At 40.7% G+C, this 20,341-nt stretch carries 15 protein-coding genes; 5 read left to right on the top strand and 10 right to left on the bottom strand.

Going from position 1 to position 20,341, the window contains the following annotated elements:
- Positions 1–176 precede the first annotated feature (176 nt).
- Together D0T85_RS13545 and D0T85_RS13540 are read left to right on the top strand one after the other, a co-directional pair.
- Positions 177–1,934, top strand: coding sequence for a S8 family serine peptidase (locus D0T85_RS13545; protein WP_163214050.1), 1,758 nt, complete (start codon positions 177–179; stop codon positions 1,932–1,934).
- 12 nt (positions 1,935–1,946) lie between these two features.
- Complete coding sequence (locus tag D0T85_RS13540; protein ID WP_163214049.1) at positions 1,947–2,918, top strand: PorV/PorQ family protein; 972 nt, start codon at positions 1,947–1,949, stop codon at positions 2,916–2,918.
- A gap of 1,231 nt (positions 2,919–4,149) precedes the next feature.
- Here D0T85_RS13540 and D0T85_RS13535 read toward each other — a convergent pair.
- The 6 genes from D0T85_RS13535 to D0T85_RS23210 form a co-directional block, all read right to left on the bottom strand.
- A complete protein-coding gene (locus D0T85_RS13535) occupies positions 4,150–4,554 on the bottom strand; it encodes a type II toxin-antitoxin system HicB family antitoxin (protein WP_163214048.1) in 405 nt (134 codons plus the stop codon).
- 535 nt (positions 4,555–5,089) lie between these two features.
- The gene (locus D0T85_RS13530) at positions 5,090–5,998 is read right to left on the bottom strand and encodes a fimbrillin family protein (RefSeq protein ID WP_163214047.1); all 909 of its coding nucleotides are present in this window, start codon (positions 5,996–5,998) and stop codon (positions 5,090–5,092) included.
- Positions 5,999–6,100: 102 nt separating this feature from the next.
- Positions 6,101–8,368 (bottom strand): fimbrillin family protein, encoded by a 2,268-nt coding sequence (locus D0T85_RS13525; RefSeq protein WP_163214046.1) that lies wholly within the window; start codon positions 8,366–8,368, stop codon positions 6,101–6,103.
- Positions 8,369–8,409: 41 nt separating this feature from the next.
- On the bottom strand, positions 8,410–9,528 hold the full coding sequence (locus D0T85_RS13520) for a fimbrillin family protein (protein ID WP_163214045.1): 1,119 nt from the start codon (positions 9,526–9,528) through the stop codon (positions 8,410–8,412).
- Between the two features lie 39 nt (positions 9,529–9,567).
- Positions 9,568–10,569 (bottom strand): DUF5119 domain-containing protein, encoded by a 1,002-nt coding sequence (locus tag D0T85_RS13515; RefSeq protein WP_163214044.1) that lies wholly within the window; start codon positions 10,567–10,569, stop codon positions 9,568–9,570.
- A gap of 11 nt (positions 10,570–10,580) precedes the next feature.
- Positions 10,581–11,867, bottom strand: a complete 1,287-nt coding sequence (locus tag D0T85_RS23210; RefSeq protein WP_163214043.1) for a DUF3575 domain-containing protein — start codon at positions 11,865–11,867, stop codon at positions 10,581–10,583.
- Positions 11,868–12,304: 437 nt separating this feature from the next.
- On the opposite strand from D0T85_RS23210, the gene D0T85_RS13505 reads away from it, so the two are divergent.
- Positions 12,305–13,552 (top strand): DUF2264 domain-containing protein, encoded by a 1,248-nt coding sequence (locus tag D0T85_RS13505; protein ID WP_163214042.1) that lies wholly within the window; start codon positions 12,305–12,307, stop codon positions 13,550–13,552.
- Between the two features lie 325 nt (positions 13,553–13,877).
- Here the strand turns inward: D0T85_RS13505 and D0T85_RS13500 are convergent, their stop codons facing one another.
- Positions 13,878–15,191: an anaerobic C4-dicarboxylate transporter family protein gene (locus D0T85_RS13500; RefSeq protein ID WP_163214041.1), complete on the bottom strand. Its 1,314-nt coding sequence runs from the start codon at positions 15,189–15,191 to the stop codon at positions 13,878–13,880.
- A 308-nt stretch (positions 15,192–15,499) separates the two neighbouring features.
- Here D0T85_RS13500 and eno point away from each other — a divergent pair, with 308 nt between their 5' ends.
- Positions 15,500–16,780: a phosphopyruvate hydratase gene (eno, locus tag D0T85_RS13495; protein WP_163214040.1), complete on the top strand. Its 1,281-nt coding sequence runs from the start codon at positions 15,500–15,502 to the stop codon at positions 16,778–16,780.
- Between the two features lie 148 nt (positions 16,781–16,928).
- Positions 16,929–17,522, top strand: a complete 594-nt coding sequence (locus D0T85_RS13490) for a Uma2 family endonuclease (RefSeq protein WP_163214039.1) — start codon at positions 16,929–16,931, stop codon at positions 17,520–17,522.
- Positions 17,523–17,550: 28 nt separating this feature from the next.
- Here D0T85_RS13490 and D0T85_RS13485 read toward each other — a convergent pair whose 3' ends face one another.
- The 3 genes from D0T85_RS13485 to D0T85_RS13475 are packed head-to-tail and all read right to left on the bottom strand — an operon-like array spanning position 17,551 to position 20,326.
- Positions 17,551–18,324, bottom strand: a complete 774-nt coding sequence (locus tag D0T85_RS13485) for a porin family protein (RefSeq protein ID WP_163214038.1) — start codon at positions 18,322–18,324, stop codon at positions 17,551–17,553.
- Positions 18,325–18,340: 16 nt separating this feature from the next.
- Entirely contained in the window at positions 18,341–19,495 is a 1,155-nt protein-coding gene (locus tag D0T85_RS13480) for a PCMD domain-containing protein (protein ID WP_239060716.1), read from the bottom strand.
- Between the two features lie 39 nt (positions 19,496–19,534).
- Positions 19,535–20,326, bottom strand: coding sequence for a hypothetical protein (locus tag D0T85_RS13475; protein WP_163214037.1), 792 nt, complete (start codon positions 20,324–20,326; stop codon positions 19,535–19,537).
- Positions 20,327–20,341 lie beyond the last annotated feature (15 nt).

Below are 20,341 nucleotides of genomic sequence, written 5' to 3'. Positions count from 1 at the left end.
GGGCTTCGCCCTTCACTGGGGGTTATTCAAATTGAATCCCAAGGGATTCACCATGCGGATAGCATACAATGAATCCCTTAACTTTCTATTTTCACCCCCCTCTCTTTTGTTTTTTAACTAAATGATGTACATTTGTACAAATGTGTTTTTATTATATCATAAACTTTAGCGTTAATATGAAAAAAGTAAGTTCATTCTTTCTGGGCATCCTTTTTATCGTGGGATGTCAGAACTCACCACTCACCGAATATACAGATGAGCCGGTAAATGATCCCTCCGAATTTACATACTCCGAAAACGAAATTGTAAAAGGGCGCATGCGCGTTAAATTTAAAGAAGAACCAACCACCAGAGGAGTTAGTGTACAAAGTATTGGGAATTTTAAAATTACACACATGGAACGTACTTTCCCTCATGCCGGAAAGTATGAAGGACGTACCCGCCGCGAAGGGCTTCATCTTTGGTACGATGTGTGGTTCTCGGAAGATGTTGCACCAACAAGAGCTTTGGAAGAAGTTGCTGTGTTGGACAATATCGAAATAGTGTCTCCTGTTTTAAAGATTGTTTCTAAAGCAGCATCCAGTCCTTTCAACGATCCTCGATTCTCCGAGCAGTGGGGACTTGAAAACAGAGGTGAAGAATCCTGGCAGATTGCCGGAGCCGATATACGCCTTATGGATGTATGGGAACAATACAACGGACATCCGGATGTAATTGTTGCCGTACTGGACGAAGGAGTATATACAGACCACCCGGACCTGAAAGAAAACATCTGGGTCAACCCCGGAGAAATAGCAAACAATGACGAAGACGATGATAACAACGGTTATCCTGACGACATCAACGGATATAATTTTGTAGAGAATTTGCCTGTAATGTATCCAAGCAGACATGGCACCCATGTAGCCGGAATTATTGCTGCCCGGAACAACAACAATATAGGTGTATCAGGAATTGCCGGCGGCAATGGTACTCCCAATAGTGGGGTAAGACTTATGTGCTGCCAGATACTGAAAGGAACATTGCAAGCTTCAACTATTCCTGCTGCAATAAAATATGGAGCCGATAATGGTGCCATTATAAGCCAGAACAGCTGGGGTTTTTCGGTCGACAACCCCCAAACACGTGGCTTTGATGAACCCGCAATAAAAGAAGCCATTGATTATTTTGTGAAATATGCCGGATGCGACGATGATGGCAATCAGCTACCAAACAGCCCCATGAAAGGTGGTATTGTTCTTTTCGCTGTAAATAATAAGAACTCTTCCAACCCTATCAGTTCGGCACCTGCCGATTATGAAAAAGTGATGGGAGTTGCTGCCATGGGGCCAGACTTCAAGAAAGCTCCATACTCCGATTATGGTAGTTATGTAGATATATCTGCACCTGGAGGTATTCAGGACCATGGTGGAGGTATACTTAGTACTGCAACAACTATGTACGATTATTATTCGCTAATGTCGGGTGCCTCAATGGCTTGTCCGCATGTATCGGGCGTAGCCGCTCTGGTTATTCAGAAGTACGGAGTAGGTAAACCCGGATTCACAGCCGAACAGTTGACAGAAATTCTACTTACATCCGCCTATGAGATAGATTCTTATAATCCTGATTATGTAGGAAAACTGGGAACCGGCTGCGTTAATGCCTATGCTGCCTTATATGAAGAGCCTCCTGTTATTGAACCATTTATATTAGAAACCAATATAATAACTGATGGTAAACTATCATTTAAGACTAATAACGAACATGCCGGAAATGTTGAACTAACAATCCGCAACCACATGGGAATAATTGTATTGCAAAAGAAAATAGAAGTAACACGCTATGTTACTAATACCGTTGATGTTAGTTCATTGGCATCGGGCACTTACGAATTCAAATATGTAGTTATCAGCAACGGTAATACAATACAAGAAAAGTTTGTAAAATACTAATACAACAGGATTATGAAAAGAATCATATATAGCTTTTTTCTGCTTGGCGTTACTTCGTTTACGCTTCAGGCGCAAGAAAAATCAATCAATACCGGAGTTGCAAATTTCCTCACCATACCCACCGATGCACGCAGTGCCGGTATGGCGGGTGCTGGCGTTGCACTTACAGGAAACGATCATGCAATTTTTCATAACGGGGCTTCTGTGCTGGCAAATGAAAACCCAAAAGGTGGCTTTACCTATACGTTTGCACCCTGGATGCGCGACTACGAATCGGGTTATTCGTTGAACAGTTTAGGAGGATATTATAAGCTCAATCGCCGCAGTGCTGTTCTTGGAGGTTTCCGTTACTTCAACTATCCGGATTTTAAAGTTATTGAAGATGGTACACCCACCAACAAAAACATACATCCCAAGGAGTATGCCATTGATCTGGGGTATGCTTACGAAGTTCTGAAAGGTCTTTCGTTATCGGCAACTGCTAAATTCATTCATTCGGATATCGGAGTAAAAAGTGCGGATGCTTTTGCTTTCGACTTCGGTGTACTGTACAAAGGAAAAATCAATCTTATCCAGGGAACTACCTGGACGGCAGGAGCGCAGATAAAGAACCTTGGCACAAAAATAAAATATGCCGATATAGAAGAAGACCTGCCCACAATTACAAAACTGGGGGGTTCTATTGCTATTCCATTTGCCAAAATACATAAAGTAATGATCACCGCCGAAGGCGGATACCGCATGATGCCATCGGATATGAAGGCCTTTAGCAGCAACGCAGGATTAGAATATACTTTATTGAATCATTTTATGCTTCGTGGTGGTTATCACTATGGCGATAAAGAGAAAGCCGACCCCAGCTACGCCACAGCCGGTTTGGGAGGAAACTACAAAGGTATTCACCTGGATTTTGCCTGGCTCTTTGCCGGAGAGGATACACCAGCTCGTAATACGTTCTGGGTATCACTGGGGTATTCTTTTTAAAGAGTGAGGCTCCTTTCCTATCTGTATACGGACCCCTCCGCCCTTTGGGCACCTCCCCTTTGCAGGGGGCTGTTAAGTTCTGATTTAACTATTCTTTTTTAACCGCAGAGTACGCAGAGTTTCGCAGAGTTTAATATTCAATGCTGCATAGAAATTAAAAACTCCGCGTTAATCCGCGAAACTCTGCGGTTAAAATATTAGAACTTAACAGCCCTGCCTGCAAAGGGGAGGTGCCCAAAGGGCGGAGGGGTCTATATAGCATCTCTAATTTCCTCCTCCCAGAAGTTTAAAATGCAAAATTTGTCGTCATTCAACACGCGGAGGCTTTATTTACTTGATTAACAGCGCATTAAACGCGTGTTGAATGCCGTGTTGAGAAACGTTTTTACAGCACTATCGTCACGCTTTCGTCACGCTTTGTATCGATTTTGAGTAATGAGTAATGAGTAGTAATGAATCCGCATGGTAAAACTCAAAACTCACTACTCAAAACTCATTACTCTAAAGAACGCCAACAGTTTCACAGTAGGAAACCAACGGTTTCACGGTAGGAAACCAACAGTTTCACGGTAGGAAACAAGTAGTTTCCTACGTATGAAACTACTTGTTTTCTATGTATGAAACTGTTGGTTTTCTATATAGGAAACTACTTGTTTCACCGTACAAAACAAGAATGAAACTAGTTGTTTCATGCGCATCTCGCGTGTTGACAGTGCTGTAAAGATATTTGCCAGCACACTTTGCCAGCACGCTTTAACGAGCTGCTAATCAAATACATAAGTGGCCGTGTGCTGGCAGTGCTGGCAAATTTCGACTTTTAAACTCCTGGGAGGGGATAAATTTTAGGATGAATGGAGTTTTGTTTTCTCTTTGCCGCATAGCGGCTTCCTGTCCATAGCCCCGTGTGGAAGCACGGGGTCTTGGTTGTGGTACCTTGCCTTGCGCCCCATCGGGGTGCTATGTTGTTATTTTCCACATAGCACCCCGATGGGGCGCTTGCCATATTTGCTTTTGGGGTCCCCGCGCTTCCGCACGGGGCTATGAACAGATAGCCACTACGTGGCCCTCCGTAAAATAACATTATATCCGTGTTTTAAAATCCGCGCAATCCGCGCAATCCGCGTAATCCGTGGCTAAAAACAAAAAGGCCAATAAATCAACCATTAAACAATCCAGTTTAATAGCCGATTTATCAGCCTGATTATATACCGAGATTCTATACCGAGGTAACTTACAAGTTAATAGAGAGCAATTCTTCTCCCAATTTATGAAGAGCTCGTTCTAACTTTAACACTTGCTCTTGTCGCGGCTTACGACCACCAGACGCATAATGCCACAACTGCTTTTGATTTATACCTGTAATACGTTCCAGTCCAGCTTTCGAAAACACATTTGAGTAGAAATCCAACACACATTGAACGTCCATTTTAAACACTAGTTCGTACTCTCCTTTTAATTTTTCAGGTATCTTACATCCAAATTCATCGCAATATTCTATAAAATCTTCAATAGCAATTGCCATATTGGCTTTAATCTCGTCTAAAGTTGAGCCTGTTGCAACAACACCATCAACACCTTCTATATAAGCAGAATAATTTGTATCTGCTAATTCCACAATAACTTTGATAAATTCCATAATTCTCTACTTTTAATCCTACTGATGCAAATACATGCTTTAATTCAGTCAGAGTAGTTTATATAATGGGAAGGTTATTCTTTTAGACCTGCCCCTCTTAATATTGAACCTAAAGTTAAGTAAATCTCTATTATCAACAAATAAATGATAACTAATTTTCTACCATTAAACCATCATCAGGGCATCCACATAGCAGGGCTGTTAAGTTCTAAGTTGGTTAAGTAATTATCAATTGCCGTCTGCTTTAGCCGACGGTCTAAAAAGTATAACAATTTGGGCTTTAGCCAAACTAAATCAACTTTGGCTAAAGCCAAGAGAGAAATCTTTCTAACAACCGTCAGCTAAAGCAGACGGCAATTGATAGAACTTAACAGCCCTGATCTACATAGGGATGCCCCTACAGGATATATCCGTGTTTTTAAATCCGCGCAATCCGCGCAATCCGTGGCTAAAAACAAAAAGGCCAATAAATCAACCATTAAACAATCCAGTTTAATAGCCGATTTATCAGCCTGATGATATACCGGGATGATTTTTATAACTTCGAGTGATCCAATTCCAGATTAAGTGTATACACCTTACCCATCTTGAACTCTAAATCTTTGGGATAGAATGATTGCTTTTTTTTAAGTGGGGGATCAACCGACAACATATCATAAGTAACCCATATCACAAAATCATCGTTATCAGGTGTTTGCGGCAACACCGCCAACATACTACCCACCTCTGTATATCCCGAGGAGTCCACAATGGGATCGTACTTCATTTCAACACTATACGTTGTTTTGGTTGCTTGAGCACTCCATTCCCAAAGCACACTGGAAGTTCCAGTTAGTGTTCCCTGGCTTCGAAGATTCACCAGCTCTATCTTTTTAACTTGATACGATTCGGCTTTAGTGCCTACCTTAAACTGCACAAACGAGAGCGCATGTTTAAACTCCAGCCTTGCCGGGCCAACAGTTTTATCAAGATCGGTGGCCACCATAAAGTCTTCTTGTTTTTTATGGTCGGTACTTACGGTATAGTTGATGGTGAATGTATTGCTTGCCCCATCTATACTGTAGGTATCTATTCCGTTCGATATGGCTGGGGTATATGCAAAGAAACTTAGTTTATCTTGTCCCGGCCAATAAAGAATGGGTGAGTATTGCCAAGTGTTTTCGTCTACTTTTTCTACCAGCTGTTTGTCCATCAGTTTTACGTAACCGGCACTGCCTCCTTTATTCCAGATGGCCGATACCCTGAAGTACTGCATGTTCTCTATTGAGGTAGTGTCTGCACGAGTGATGCCGGCATTATCGGTAGTGCAGCTAAAGCCTATGGCGTTTTGTTTTATATCGTTGTCGGTATCGGTATGCTGCGAGCAACCGGCAAGGAGCCAAACAGAGAGGATGAACAAAAACGATCTCCATCTGCATATCTTCAGCTTGTTGTTCTTTTCCATGTTAAGGGGCTTAATGGGTTGCTAATTAAAAATGGTAGCCGGAAGGGGACGTTCAACCCCGTCCGGCTTAAAAGTTGGTTAGTTATAAATTGTACCTAAAAATTAAGGAGTAGTAGCATTGTACCAATTACCACCACTTCTATAACCTAAATAAGTTCCACCTGCATCTTCAACACGCAGAATTTGTCCATAACCATTACCATTACCACAACTTGTTTTGGCTTTGGCTATTTCTTTTGTGCAACTTTGCCAAAGAGTTAAAACACTTATTGTGTATCCATAATCTCCTGTAGTAGTTCCCCCATCACGGACTAATATCTCCTTTAAATTCACACTATTACGTATATCTAAAGCTGCTATTGTGGTTCTTTTCCCTCCAAGTTTTATATCACCGTCTCCAATTTTGATATTTGTTAAGGCTGTATTGCCTTGTGCATTTATCTTTCCAGTCACTGCAAGTTTTATGGTTTGTAGTGTTGTCAATATATTGTTGTTTGATATATCTAAGTTTGCAATAGTGATGTCTGTTGTACCTCCTATAGTAAGAGTTGTAAAATTATTCTTAGATAGATTTACATTACCGAGATTATGTGGAGGTAACTTCACAGAAGTAAGTCCATTGTTCGATAGATTCAAATTTGTAATAGAAGTTGATGATGAGAAATCTAACGTAGTAAATTTATTATTCGACAAATCTAACGTCGTAATAGCTGTTGGCATCTCGTCTATTGTAGTAAGTCCACAATTCGACAAATCCAATGTACCAGTAACTGTAACTGCACCTAATTTAATCTGACCAGCAATAGTACCATACTGTGTAAGTTTTGTATTCGACAAATTCAAATTTTCAAAAGTCGGTGAGCCAAACTTTATTGTTGTCAAAGCAGTATTGGAAAGATTTACTGTACCAAGTTCTGAACTACCATAGAAACCGGCCACTTTAAGTTTTGAATTTTTAGAAGCATCTAAGTCTACTTTATTTGTTACACCATCGAGGCTAAGAGTCTCTAAGTTTTCGAAATATTCAATACCAGTGAAATCCATAATATTAGCAGAACTTTTAACCTCAATTTTTGTTACAGACAACAGATGAGCTTTAGTAATTGGGTTACTAGCTGATCCATCAGGGAGTGTTGGGGTAATTGTAACTCCTGTCTTCAAGAATCCCGAAACTAAATCAACATAATTTGTCACTTCCGGCAATGTATTATCCGCATTATCACTCCAATCCACTACATTTACACTAAAGTCAACAGCATCACCTACTTCGTCTCCCAATTTAAGATAGAAGTTGTATTGTTTGCCAAATTGGAAAGTGATACCTTCGTCATCAATAGGAGCAGCGTGAAGAGCTTTCACTCGAATATATTTCGTTTTCCACTCGTCCGCATCTCCTACTATTGGGTTTCCTGCATAGTAATAATCATCGATATAGGCTTTGTATGATACAGCTATAGCAAATTCTTTCTTTGTATCATCAGGAACAGTTCCAATAAGGGTATCAGTTTTTTGTGGCATCACCATTATTGCATTGATATCACCAAGTATAGAGTAATACTTGTCTTTGTTATTGGCATCATACGGCAGCATAATAGGTGAATCTCCCATGTCGGCAGTGTAAGATACTTTAGTGCCACTATGATCTTCCCATAATGTGGTGACTCCACCTGTATAATCTACAGCTTCAGCAGGATTTGCATTTTCATTTGGAATATTTGCATAATCTAGTTTAGCAGAAGGATAAAGATTCACTAAACTCACTTCTTTAATAACATAAGTGATATCTGGATTATCTTTTTTGGCAAGAAACTTCACTCTCGACAGGGCATGTCTGAAATTCAATGCAACCTTTCCACTATTAGTTTTTTCTTCAAGTCCAAGTGCTTTTGTTACAAGGAAATCTTCTTGTTGTACTCCATCTTCACTAATTTGAGGAACTGTATATTCAATAGCAGCTCCTGTATAACCTTCAATTCCTTTTTTGTCTATTATATTTAGTGTTGATGCAGGGCTGTAGGCAAAGAAATCTACTTTTCCTTTATTTTCTGCAGGCCAGTAGTTTTTAGGATCATAGTCCCACTCTTTAGATTTGTCTTCGCCACGAGCTAGATTGTAACCATTGAAAAGGTAGGTACCAGTGGTAGTATTGCCATAATCTTGTGTTCCGGTCTTATCCCACCATCCTGTAACAGTGAAACTGGTTATGTTATCGGTTGTTGTAACAGACGCTCTGGTATCTTTATCTATCAACGTACGAAATCCTATCTCCGAGGTATTTCCATCGTTTGTGCCTGTTCCAATCACTTCGTCGTTGGAGCAAGATGCGAACAACAAAGAAACTGTTGTTGCTATGAATAATATCTTCTTCATTTCTATATTATGTTTTATGTTATACTGTTTTGTTTACTGTATTAGTCTTTGCTATTGCCATCTATTACAGGATCATCCCATCCGGTAACGTTCACCTCAAATGAAATTGGTCCTCCAACCTCGTCGCCAAATGTTAGGAAAAAATTGTATTGACGTTCCATTTTGAATTCAATTCCGGCACCTACATCGCCTGATACGGGGAAGTATACTTCTTCCCATCTGTCTGTATCTCCTGCATAGTAGGTACCCCCTTTATAGGCTTTGTACTCTATGTATACTGCAAACTCCTTGGCAGCAGTAGGAGCAGTACTAGCTAGCAGCGTAGTCGGTTGTGGCATCACCAATATATCATTTGTTGCGCCTAATAAAGAAGAATAATCGTCTGCTGTTGCTGGTTTGTTATCATTGAATGTCAAATAGATAGGTGATTTTCCCATGTCTACTTCGTAGTTAATTTCGGTTCCAGTCGCTGTCCAGCTAGCTGCAGTTGATGTATGGTCAATTGCACCATCTTCTGTTATGTATGCACTGGTTAAGTCCAATGTTCCTGTTGGTTTTAAATTAACAAGTGCCACTTTACCAACTACATAAGTAATGTCTTTTTTGGTTTTTCTGGCATGAAACTTAACGCGCGAAAGAGCATGGTGGAAGTTAAGCTTTACGGTAGTATTACCAGTCTTGCTGTTTCCTATTCCTATTCTTTTTGCTATCAAGAAGTCTTCTTGCGCATCATTTTCCTTAATTGTCGGAACGGTGTATTCTATTAATTTGTTGGGATTGGCATAATCTTTAATGCCCTTGCCTGGCGTAACATTTTTTGATGATGCCGGACTGTATGCATAAAAATCAACTGTTCCTTCTGATGGCAGGTAGCGTTTCGGTGTATATGCCCAGTCGGCACCTTCGCCTCGGGTAATACCAAAGGCATTGAATAGATACATGTCATGAGCACCTGTTGCTTCACTCCACTTTCCAGTCACCGTAAAGCTCAATATATTTCCCGGATCAGTAACAGCCGCTCTGTTTGCACCTTTATCCATCATTGTACGAAATTCTATCGCACTTCCATTATCTGTGCCTGTCTTAGCTAATTCATCTTCGTTTGAACAGGAGCCCAATATAAATACGGCTGCTGTTGCGAATACCAATAATTTTCTCATACTCTCAAATTGTTAGTTATAAAATTAGGTTTAATTTGTTTATAAATAAATGTCTACGTTATCCCACTCTCCTACCCCTATCTCGAAGCCTCCTCCTTCTTCTCCGGGATCAGGTTCTTCTGGCTCGGGTATCTCCGGCAGATGTGTTTCGGGATTGTTGTCTATCAATATATCATATCCATCACGTGCCAGCTTGGCTTCGCGGTCGGCCATGGATTCGGTTATCTGTCCGCTCACATCCCAGTAGGAGGTGAAGTACAGACTACCTTTCGACAGGGCTTCAACGGTAAAGCGGTTGCTGTAGGGTTCAACGGGGCCGAAGGTAAAAAAGCGTCCTTCAATGTAGCCAACCTGTTCGTTGCTGGCTGCGGCTCCTTCAAAAAGAATGGTCGAAGGGATATCGGTAATCTCTCCTTTGGCCATCATAAACGAGGCTGCCATGCCCGATATGGCTCCCCGCACTTCGCTAATGTTTTTGGCGCCCACCACGTTGTTTACACGGAAGGTAAATTCGCGCATAATGTTGGTGGGGTAATAGTTAAGCACTACTTCGGTTTCGCCGGGGGGCAGCACTACTTCGAATCCCTCTTTGCGGAGGTCGAAGTAAAATTCGCTGGGTTCGCCCACGGTGGGTTCGCCGGGTACAGGGGTGGCACGCACCTCGTAGGTTTCGCGGCGCGAAAGTACGCAGTAGGCTTCTATGTTTTCGCTATCGGTTTCGTTGCGGAAGTAAATGTTGTTGGCATAATAGTCGTACACCAATGGCAGGTAAGTGGCTCCGTATGGCAGATAGACATATTTTACACCAGTAACATCAATGTGCTCGCGGTCGTAATGGGGCACGCCGGGCTGTGTCGAGAACAGGGTGGTGCGCATTACGCGGGCTTCGGTGTCGGGGTTCTCCCAGTTTACCACCAGCTTCACACGCCAGTCGCCCTCGTTACCGCAATTGTCTTCGAGCGATAGTTCTTTGTTCCGGCACGACGTTGCCGTCAGTACCAGTATCATCATCAGCCATATATAGTGGTTATATATTTTCATCTTGCTCTTCCTCATTTTCCTATTACCCATACAATAGATACTTTGGCTTTTGTTAGGCCAAAGTAGTTACGTTTGTGTGTACTTAGCCAGGGGAATGTTCCATCCTCGCAGGTGCTGTGATTGTATTTTTTGTATTCGCCACCAAAGTATCCGGCCGCCAGTTCAAACTCCAGGTTCCACTTGCGTGCTATGGGCATGGCATAGCCCAGCGATAGTCCGGCCGAGTAGCTGAGGTCGCTCAACTGCCCTTTATCGGTATCTTTTTTGGCAAACAAGCGTAGGTCGTACGTGCCTCCGTATCCGTATATACCTGCATACCATCCGGTTAGTGGTCGGCGTTGGGTTCTATCGCCCATCCAGTGGCGCAGCTCCAGTCCCGCCATTTGTATGCGGTGATAGTGGTAGCTATCGGCATTGGTGTTCCACCACGACCAGTTTCCTTCCATTTCGACAGACCAGTTGCGGTTATTTCTTCCAAAAGGTATTTCTATTGCCAGATTAGGCAACAATAGGGCATCATATAATAGGTTGGTTTTTACGGCCATCATAAACGGTTTCCGTTCGGGGCAATCTCTTTCAATCCACACAGGCACTTCCATGTACACGGTATCTACCCTCAGCAGTTCTATGGTATCTGTTTTTACAAGAGCTTTGTCAAACAGTCCCCCTTTGCGATAGTAAATGGTTCCTGTTACGCTTTCGCGCAACTGTGGTAATACATGTTGTAGTAGGTATTTATACGCTTTTCCGCCATCCAGTTTTTTTAGAAGCTGCTTTTGCGCTTCCCGGTTTTGGTTACTAGCGAGGATTTGTCTCAATTCCCATCGGTAGGGCATTGTTTCCTCTTTTTCAATCATGGCAATTAATCCATCCCAATCTTCTCCTCCCGAGAGGATTACAATTTGTTCATCGCTTATTTGCGGATGTTGTTGTAAAATGTAGTTTTTAAGTGCTAATGCTCTCTCTCTTGCTAAACGTTGATTGTTGCGGTATGGTCCTTCGGGCGATGCACGCCCTGTAATAACAATATAGTCTCCCGCCTCTATTGAGTTTTCGGCAAATACTCTGTCTACATAATCCAGAGTATAGCTGTTATCCATATACGCTCTGTCTATCTCGGTTCTGTTTAACCGGAAGTGAATGCGTATTGTTTTGCTGGTAACAGTATCATTTGCTTGCTTCTCATCTTCGTTTGTTAAAACATCCAAATAAATTGTTGTTTCGGTAGAGTTCGCTGCTCTTAATTCACCACTTATCAACAGTAAGATCCAACAAATGAGCAATATAGTTTTTTTCACTTGCTCAATATTCATTCAAATTGTTGGTTGTTCATTTTTAAACTGTTTGCAAATATAGAGCAAATAAGTCAAGTTTTCCAAACCATTATGAATATTTTTTGCTCTTTTTAGCTAAAAACGCGGTTTTTATAGCCTTTTTGTTACCAATTTTGCATCTATTGGGATATAAATATCCTTTTTTGAACCATTTTTCTACGTGTTTTCGTGCACGGATTGATATTTTTGTAAGTTCAAGATTATATGGATTATATGGACACGGATGACGCGGATGACGCGGATTAAAAAACACGGATAAAAACTTTATAACCTTTATTATCTTTATCTTCTTTATAACCTTTATCTTCTTTATAACCTTTACAAATTAAATCCGTGTTTTTTAATCCGTGCAATCCGCGCAATCCGTGTCTAAAATATTATCATTAATTTAATATACCATTATGAAAACCATTTTACTGATTGTAATCAGTGTACTACTGGCAGGCAACGCCGGCGCCGCCAAGAAGAAAGAAAAACCTGTTAGCGACAGGGAGTATTGGACAAACCTGCTCTACCAGTTAGCCGAGCCGGTGCTCATAAACATGAGCGAAGGAAAACTAGCTGCCGAGATGCAGGTTGAAGTAAGCCCCACTTGGGATGGGCGCGACATACGTGTTACGTACATGGAATGCTTCGGCCGCCTGATGTCGGGTCTGGCACCTTGGTTAAGCTTGCCCGACGATGATACACCGGAAGGAGAAAAGCGTAAACACTTGCGCGAGCTGGCACTAAAAAGCTACGCTCATGCTGTTGATCCTCAAAGCCCCGACTATTTATTGTGGCGCAGCGAAGGACAGCCGTTGGTAGATGCAGCCTATGTGGCCAGTAGTTTTATACGTGCGCCCAAACAATTATGGGAACCGCTCGATGAGGTTACCAAGCAACGATACATTGCTGAGTTTCAACAGCTTCGCCGCATTGATCCACCCAACACCAACTGGTTGTTGTTTTCGGCAATGATCGAAACTTTTCTGTTAACGGTTGATGCTCAGTATGATATGTACCGCATTCACTCGGCCATCCGTAGTATTGAGAACTGGTATGTGGGTGATGGCTGGTATGCCGATGGTCCGCACTTTGCTTTTGATTATTACAACAGTTATGTAATTCAGCCTATGTATGTGCAGGTGCTTCAAATTTTGGTGGATCGTAAAATCAGGCTACGCGATAAAAGCTTGGAGTCTGTACAGAAGAACCTGGAAGTGGCAAAGAAACGGATGCAACGTTTTGGTATCATCCTCGAACGGTTCATCTCTCCCGAGGGTACCTTCCCGCTCTTCGGCCGTTCCATGACTTACCGGCTTGGGGTGTTTCAACCGCTGGCAATGCTTTCGCTCAACAATATGCTTCCCCAAGAGCTGACCGAGGGTCAGGTACGTGCCGCACTTACGGCTGTAATGAAACGCATGTTTGCACAACCGGGTAATTTTAACGAGAAGGGCTTCCTGAAGATAGGATTGGCCGGTCACCAACCGGATATTGCCGACTGGTACACCAATAATGGTAGCCTCTACATTACTTCGGAGGTGTTTCTGCCACTCGGCTTACCAGCCAACCACTTGTTCTGGACTGCACCAGCCGAGGATTGGACTGCTAAAAAAGGATGGGGTGGAGAGTCGTTTCCGAAGGATCATGCGATTAGGGAATGATTTATTATTTTAGACACGGATTACGCGGATGACGCGGATTTAAAAACACGGATAAAAATGATATTGTATTCGTTTGGTTCAGTTAGAGGCTAAAATTTTGAAACGCTGAGTTACGCTAAGTTACGCGGAGTTTTAGTTTTCCTGCGGCATCGAAATAAAAACTCTGCGTAACTCCGCGCAACTTAGCGTTTCAATTCCAATCTGATTTGAACTAAATTAATCCAGGTTATAGCCTCTACAAATTAAATCCGTGTTTTTAAATCCGTGTCATCCGCGTAATCCGTGTCTAATTTCATCCAAAACAGAATTGTGTCTAAAAAGTCTGTTATAAAACAACAGATGCCAACAAAAAGCCAGCCGATACAGCCACTACACAAGCAATTAGCCCTGGTATCATAAAACTATGATTCAATACATATTTACCAATACGGGTGGTTTCTGTTTTATCGAACCCAATAGCAGCAATAACAGTAGGATAATTAGGTAAAAAGAAATAACCGTTCACAGCCGGAAACATAGCAATTAATGATGCTGCAGGAATTCCTAAACTTATCCCTAACGGCATTAACGCCCGTACAGTTGCAGCCTGACTGAATAAAAGAATGGATAAAACAAACAAAGCAAAAGCAAATGTCCAGGAGTGGTTTGTTACCATCACCTGGATATTACTTTCCATAAATTCATAATTTCCTTGTATAAATGTATCACCCATCCAGGCAATACCGAAAATAGCTATTACGGCTTCCATTCCTGCCCTGAAGATACTCCCTTTAGATACAATAGAGGAATCGCGTACTTTTCCAACAATCAGAATCAAGGCAGCGGCCGAGAGCATAAGTATTTCAATTATGACTGTCATATCTAATGGCACACCATTCCAGGATGGACGGATACTCTTAATTGAACCGAAAAGAATAATCAACACTACTGCTATCAGGAATACCCAAACCGAATGCTTTGCCGAAGCTGGTATATCTTCTGTTTTGCTCACGGATTTATTCAGTTCGGCCACAAACTCCGGATCTTTCAGTTTTTCCAGATAGGTTGCATCTTCGTGTAACTCTTTCCCAACAAAGTTTGATACAAATGCAGCTACAAGCACTCCTACAAGCGTTGCCGGAATACATATAGCCAGAATATTTAATAAGGTAATCTCCTGAGGCGACAGTAATGCAAGCAATGCCACAGTTGCTGCCGAAATAGGACTGGCAGTAATTGCCTGTTGCGATGCTATTACCGAAACACTTAAAGGTCGTTCGGGCCGAATACCTGTTTTAAGTGCTAACTCGGATATAATAGGTAATACAGAATAGGCCACATGTCCGGTACCGGCAACCAGCGTAAATACATAACATACTACAGGTGCCAGGTAATTAAGTCTTTTGGGATTGCTACGTAATATCTTTTCGGCTACCGAAACCAGAAAGTCTAATCCTCCCGAAGCCTGTAAGCATGCAGCAGCAGATACAACAGAGAGTATAATCAACATTACTTCTATTGGAGGAGAGGTTGGCTCCTTTCCAAAAACAAAAGTAAGAATAAGCAAACCAACGCCACCCATTAACCCCAGACCAAGTCCTTTAATGCGAGCACCTACAAAGATGGCAGCAAGCACTACCAATAATTCAATCCAAAACATTGACAATAAATTTAAGAGGTCGAAAGTAGTAAGAAAACGGTTAAGGAGCAAATAATGTTTAGTAGTTAGTAGTTAGTAGCTAGTAGTTAGTAGCTAGTAGCTAGTGGTTAGTAGTAAGTAGTGGTTAGTAAGATTCCATGCGGCATCGTTACTACTAGCTACTAACTACTAGCTACTAACTACTACTAGCTACTACTAACTACTTTTTAGCACTTTTTGTCCTATTCAACAAATAGATTATCAGAACGAAATGTTATCTTTGCAACAAATTTCAGAGAAACAATTAATTTACTTAATTTTTAGTAAAAATGAGAATAGAAAAAGTTATTGGAAGAGAAATCCTCGACTCAAGAGGTAATCCTACTGTAGAAGTAGACATAGTATTAGAATCAGGTGTTATTGGTCGTGCTTCAGTACCATCAGGTGCATCAACCGGCGAAAACGAAGCTTTGGAATTGCGTGATGGCGACAAAAAGCGTTACCTTGGTAAAGGTGTTTTGAAAGCTGTTGAAAACATCAACAATACTATTGCTCCACACATCATCGGTATGTCTGCTCTTGATCAAAGAGGTATCGACTATGCTATGATCGACCTTGATGGAACTCCTACTAAGTCTAAACTTGGTGCTAACGCTATCTTAGGTGTTTCTCTGGCTGTTGCAAAAGCTGCTGCTATCTATCTTGATATGCCTCTTTACCGTTATATCGGTGGTACTAACACTTATGTATTACCAGTTCCAATGATGAACATCATTAATGGTGGTTCTCATAGCGACGCTCCTATTGCGTTCCAGGAATTCATGATCCGTCCGGTAGGCGCTTGCTGCTTCCGCGAAGGTTTAAGAATGGGTGCTGAAGTATTCCACGCTTTGAAAAAAGTATTGCACGATCGTGGTTTAAGTACTGCTGTTGGCGACGAAGGTGGTTTCGCTCCTACTCTTGAAGGAACTGAAGATGCTTTGAATTCTATTCTTGCTGCTATCAAAGCTGCTGGATACGAAGCTGGAAAAGATATCACTATTGGTCTTGACTGTGCTTCTTCTGAATTCTACAAAGATGGTATTTATGACTATACTAAATTTGAAGGCGAAAAAGGTAAGAAAAGAACAGCTGCTGAACAAGTTGACTATCTTGAAGAACTTATCAACAAATATCCTATCGACTCAATTGAAGATGGTATGAACGAAAACGACTGGGATGGCTGGAAAGCTCTTACTGAACGTATCGGCGACCGTTGCCAGTTGGTAGGTGACGACTTGTTTGTTACTAACGTTAAGTTCCTTTCTAAAGGTATTGAAATGGGTTGTGGTAACTCAATCCTTATCAAAGTTAACCAAATTGGTTCATTGACAGAAACTCTTGAAGCTATCGAAATGGCTCACCGTCATGGTTATACTTCTGTAACTTCACACCGCTCAGGCGAAACTGAAGATGCAACTATTGCCGATATCGCAGTAGCTACTAACAGTGGACAAATCAAAACTGGTTCATTGAGCCGCTCAGACCGTATGGCTAAATACAACCAACTTCTCCGTATTGAAGAAGAATTGGGTAGCCGTGCAGTTTACGGATATAAAAAGATTAAGTAAGAAGTACTTTTACTTAATAATAATAATAAAAGGTCGTCTGGTTTCGGACGGCCTTTTTGTGTATAATACCTTGCATGGTTCGGAGAAGAATTGCAATTCTTGCAATAATACCCTATATTTGTATTCAGCAATCATAGAACAAATAGTTATGGAAATTATTTTGGATAAAAAGAAGCATTACACTTATGCCGACTATCTCACTTGGTTGGATAACAAAAAGCGGGAGCTGCTCAACGGACTTGTACATTTAATATCGCCGGCACCAACATTGAAACATGCAAAAATCTCACGTAACATACTCACTTCCTTTGTTTATCATATAAAAAAGAACAAAGGGAAATGTCAGACTTTCGCTGCCCCATTCGATGTGCGTTTGCCTAAGGACAAAGAAACTGCCAACGATAAAATACACACTGTTGTTCAGCCCGATATATGTATTGTTTGTGATGAATCGAAATTAGATGAACGTGGTTGTCTCGGTGCCCCGGATATGATAGTAGAAATCCTTTCCTTTTCTACACAGAAGTACGACTTAAATGATAAATTCAATATTTACGAAGCCGCTGGTGTAAAAGAATATTGGGTAATATCGCCTAAGGAGAAAGGGGTAAGCGTTTTCATTCTGCAGGAAAACGGCAAATACGATGAGGGAACAAACTATCTTCAGGAGGAAGGAGGCGAAGTTCCTGTTCAAACCTTACCCGGATTAAACCTGAGTTTAGAAGAAATTTTTGAAGACTAAAAAAAGGGGATGAGGGGGATGCCCCTCATTAAAACACATACCCAAACCCCACATTCAAATATATTGGATACATAGCAAAAGTAATTGTTTTAAAATTGCTTTTGAATATGTCTCTGAATCCCCATGTAAGATTAGCATTAACAGTTAAATGCTTAAACGCTTTCCAATCTGCACCAACTTGCGCACCCCACTGAAATTTTCTTAAGTCGTCCGAAAATTCATAGGTTGCGGTATCATCACCTGTGAATTCCACTTTTGTGCCAGTAGGATCACCATCACGTAAATAACCATTGTAAACATGCCCGGAGAAATCGCCATCTAACAAATAAGAGAAGAATGCTCCTCCTTGTAACTCCCAACGTGAAGCTAATTTATATTTAGCCAACAAAGGAATAGTTAAATAGGTGTTATTTACATCTGTTTTAACGTTCCCGGTCCACCTACCAACTAAAGGAGGTTCTCCGGCAACAGAAAGCTCAATACTGTAGTTCTTTACCCGGGCGTTGGTCGACATTGATTTGGTTTCCAACCGAACACCTGTTTGTATTCCCCAATCTGCATTGATCCACTTTGTAACAGCACCTTCTATTGATAATGCCAATTGTGGGCTATAACTTTTTATTGCACGTATTTCTTCAGGAAGAGGTATAGGTGCTGTACCCCCAATATTAAAACCAGCTTTTACACTGTATTCAAGGCCACGGGCGGCCGACCATTCAATTCCTTTAGTGGTTTCTTTCTGTGCTTGTGAAGGCAGAAAAGAGAATAATCCAATAAGCAGAAATATATATTTGGTTTTCATTGCGTTCTATGTTAACTTATTTATTGTCATATATTAATTCTACTTCATCAACAAACAAAGTACTGCCTATTGATCCGCTAAAATATGCGCCATTAATGCTGGATGAAAATACAATAGACACACTGTATTTACCTGCTTCCAATTTTTCCGGATCAATCTCTTTTCCTGGCAGCATCTCAAATGGGATATAGAAGTAAGTCCACTCGTTAGTTTCTTTCCTGTTTTCCTCTGCTATACGGGCTATTGAAACCAAGTTAGGATGTTCAAAGTTATGTGTGCCATCTAAATATTTAACCTTATCATCGGTCTCAAACAAAATACCATAAATATCAAGTTCATCTTTTTTGTCTGGTACTATAGTACTTTTGTTTGTTTCTTTATTATATTGTTTATATACCTCACCCGACTGATATTTATAATACCCCCTAATAGCAATAGGTGTGTAATTAAACTTCTCACCAAAGTGAGTAGATTTTAAAGTATTACCAATATTGGTAATAAACGATCCGATAAATAAGTTACCAGCTGCCAGTGGTGATTTAAACATAGCACCCAAAACACCAGTATCACAAGTTACCAGTTTTGCACATTTACCCAATAACCCGTCTTCGCTAACACTGGTAGGGTACTCGCTGGGTCCTTTATTGCCAGCAATCATTTTGAATCCAGGGTTTCCACTATTCCAGATATTTTGTTCTTCTCCGTTTTCTGCAATTTCATAGAATTCATGGTATGCATCAATTAAATTCCCCTTCGCATCTACTTTTTGTATAATTCTATAATTTTCAAAACTATATAAAGTAAGCATGTTTTCAGTCATACAACTTACCGTATATGTTTTTGTCCATTTTTTATCTTCGGAGGTTACTTTATAGGTTTGTGGTTCTGTAAAATCACGAATAGTTCCACTAGGAGGATCAATTGTAGCACCTGGAGTAAGAATGAAATCAATAGCCAATCTGGTTAATTCTCTGGGGTCGGTAGCAGAGGTTATTCTCAATACAATTCTATCATTACTAATTTGAGGATTACCAAGGAGAATTTCTTCGGGTGTAACTATACAAGATATAATATCTGCTTCGGCATTTGGTGCTTCCGATTGAATACACGATACAAATACAAAGCATAATGCGGTGATGGTTGCAACCATCATTTTTTTACAATATGTCATTGGTCTTAAGTTTTTTGCGGTGCAAAGATACGCAAAAAGTTAAGGTTTATGCACTCTGTTAGCAATAATAATCTCTATTACAAGGATAGCCATAATCAATAAAAACATTAGGAGAACATTCATTTTGAAGCTTCCTGTGATGTTTTTTACATGTTTCTCTACAACGGTATTCAGAATACCGGTGTCCATTATTTTAGTTATTTCGGTGTCGAAAAACTCATCTGTAAGTTTCTTATCCATAAGCAAAACATCACCCACTTTCTTTTTTATTTCGCCCACAACATACTTCCGCACAAAACCAGTTTCAACCAATACAGATGATATATAAGAAAAAGCAGCATCGCTTATTCCTGTCTTTTCAGATACCAATTGCTCGTTTGCTGTACTCTTAAATAAAGATTTCGATACAGACTGAATACCGCTCACCGCTTTGTTTAAAAGTTCGTTTCCGCTGGAATTCATTGTTTCTTCGCCAATGATTTTTATCGCTTCAGTTTTTACATATTTGTTGAAAAGATGGTTTGATTCGCCCAGATACTTGGGGATATTCTTAACTACCTGACGTTCACAATTGTGCAAAGCCGACCATTGAAAAGCATAAAACCCAATAAAAAGGGGAAAAAAGGCCATGTAGCAGTACGATAGAACTTTAAGAATTACATATTTTCGGGGTACTAAAATCTTTTTACGTAGCTTGATGGTAAAGATAAGAGCTACAATAAAGGCTATAACTGCGCCTACTACGCCCCAGATTAAAACGGTATACGGATTAATGAATTCGCAAAGGGTATCCCAGTATTTTGTAAATTCGGATAAAAAAGTAGTTATCATCAGTGTTTTGTAATG

Origin of the sequence: Bacteroides sp. 519, assembly GCF_010500955.1 — a bacterium.
GTDB lineage: Bacteria > Bacteroidota > Bacteroidia > Bacteroidales > Bacteroidaceae > Bacteroides.
The sequence above is the reverse complement of the archived record's forward strand: the minus strand, read 5'-3'. Positions and strand labels throughout refer to the sequence as shown.

Excerpts from the sequence above, each read along its gene's own strand:
- D0T85_RS13545 (WP_163214050.1), top strand. The coding sequence starts at position 177 with ATGAAAAAAGTAAGTTCATTCTTTCTGGGCATCCTTTTTATCGTGGGA.
- D0T85_RS13540 (WP_163214049.1), top strand. The coding sequence starts at position 1,947 with ATGAAAAGAATCATATATAGCTTTTTTCTGCTTGGCGTTACTTCGTTT.
- D0T85_RS13535 (WP_163214048.1), bottom strand. The coding sequence starts at position 4,554 with ATGGAATTTATCAAAGTTATTGTGGAATTAGCAGATACAAATTATTCT.
- D0T85_RS13530 (WP_163214047.1), bottom strand. The coding sequence starts at position 5,998 with ATGGAAAAGAACAACAAGCTGAAGATATGCAGATGGAGATCGTTTTTG.
- D0T85_RS13525 (WP_163214046.1), bottom strand. The coding sequence starts at position 8,368 with ATGAAGAAGATATTATTCATAGCAACAACAGTTTCTTTGTTGTTCGCA.
- D0T85_RS13520 (WP_163214045.1), bottom strand. The coding sequence starts at position 9,528 with ATGAGAAAATTATTGGTATTCGCAACAGCAGCCGTATTTATATTGGGC.
- D0T85_RS13515 (WP_163214044.1), bottom strand. The coding sequence starts at position 10,569 with ATGAAAATATATAACCACTATATATGGCTGATGATGATACTGGTACTG.
- D0T85_RS13505 (WP_163214042.1), top strand. The coding sequence starts at position 12,305 with ATGAAAACCATTTTACTGATTGTAATCAGTGTACTACTGGCAGGCAAC.
- D0T85_RS13500 (WP_163214041.1), bottom strand. The coding sequence starts at position 15,191 with ATGTTTTGGATTGAATTATTGGTAGTGCTTGCTGCCATCTTTGTAGGT.
- eno (WP_163214040.1), top strand. The coding sequence starts at position 15,500 with ATGAGAATAGAAAAAGTTATTGGAAGAGAAATCCTCGACTCAAGAGGT.
- D0T85_RS13490 (WP_163214039.1), top strand. The coding sequence starts at position 16,929 with ATGGAAATTATTTTGGATAAAAAGAAGCATTACACTTATGCCGACTAT.
- D0T85_RS13485 (WP_163214038.1), bottom strand. The coding sequence starts at position 18,324 with ATGAAAACCAAATATATATTTCTGCTTATTGGATTATTCTCTTTTCTG.
- D0T85_RS13480 (WP_239060716.1), bottom strand. The coding sequence starts at position 19,495 with ATGACATATTGTAAAAAAATGATGGTTGCAACCATCACCGCATTATGC.
- D0T85_RS13475 (WP_163214037.1), bottom strand. The coding sequence starts at position 20,326 with ATGATAACTACTTTTTTATCCGAATTTACAAAATACTGGGATACCCTT.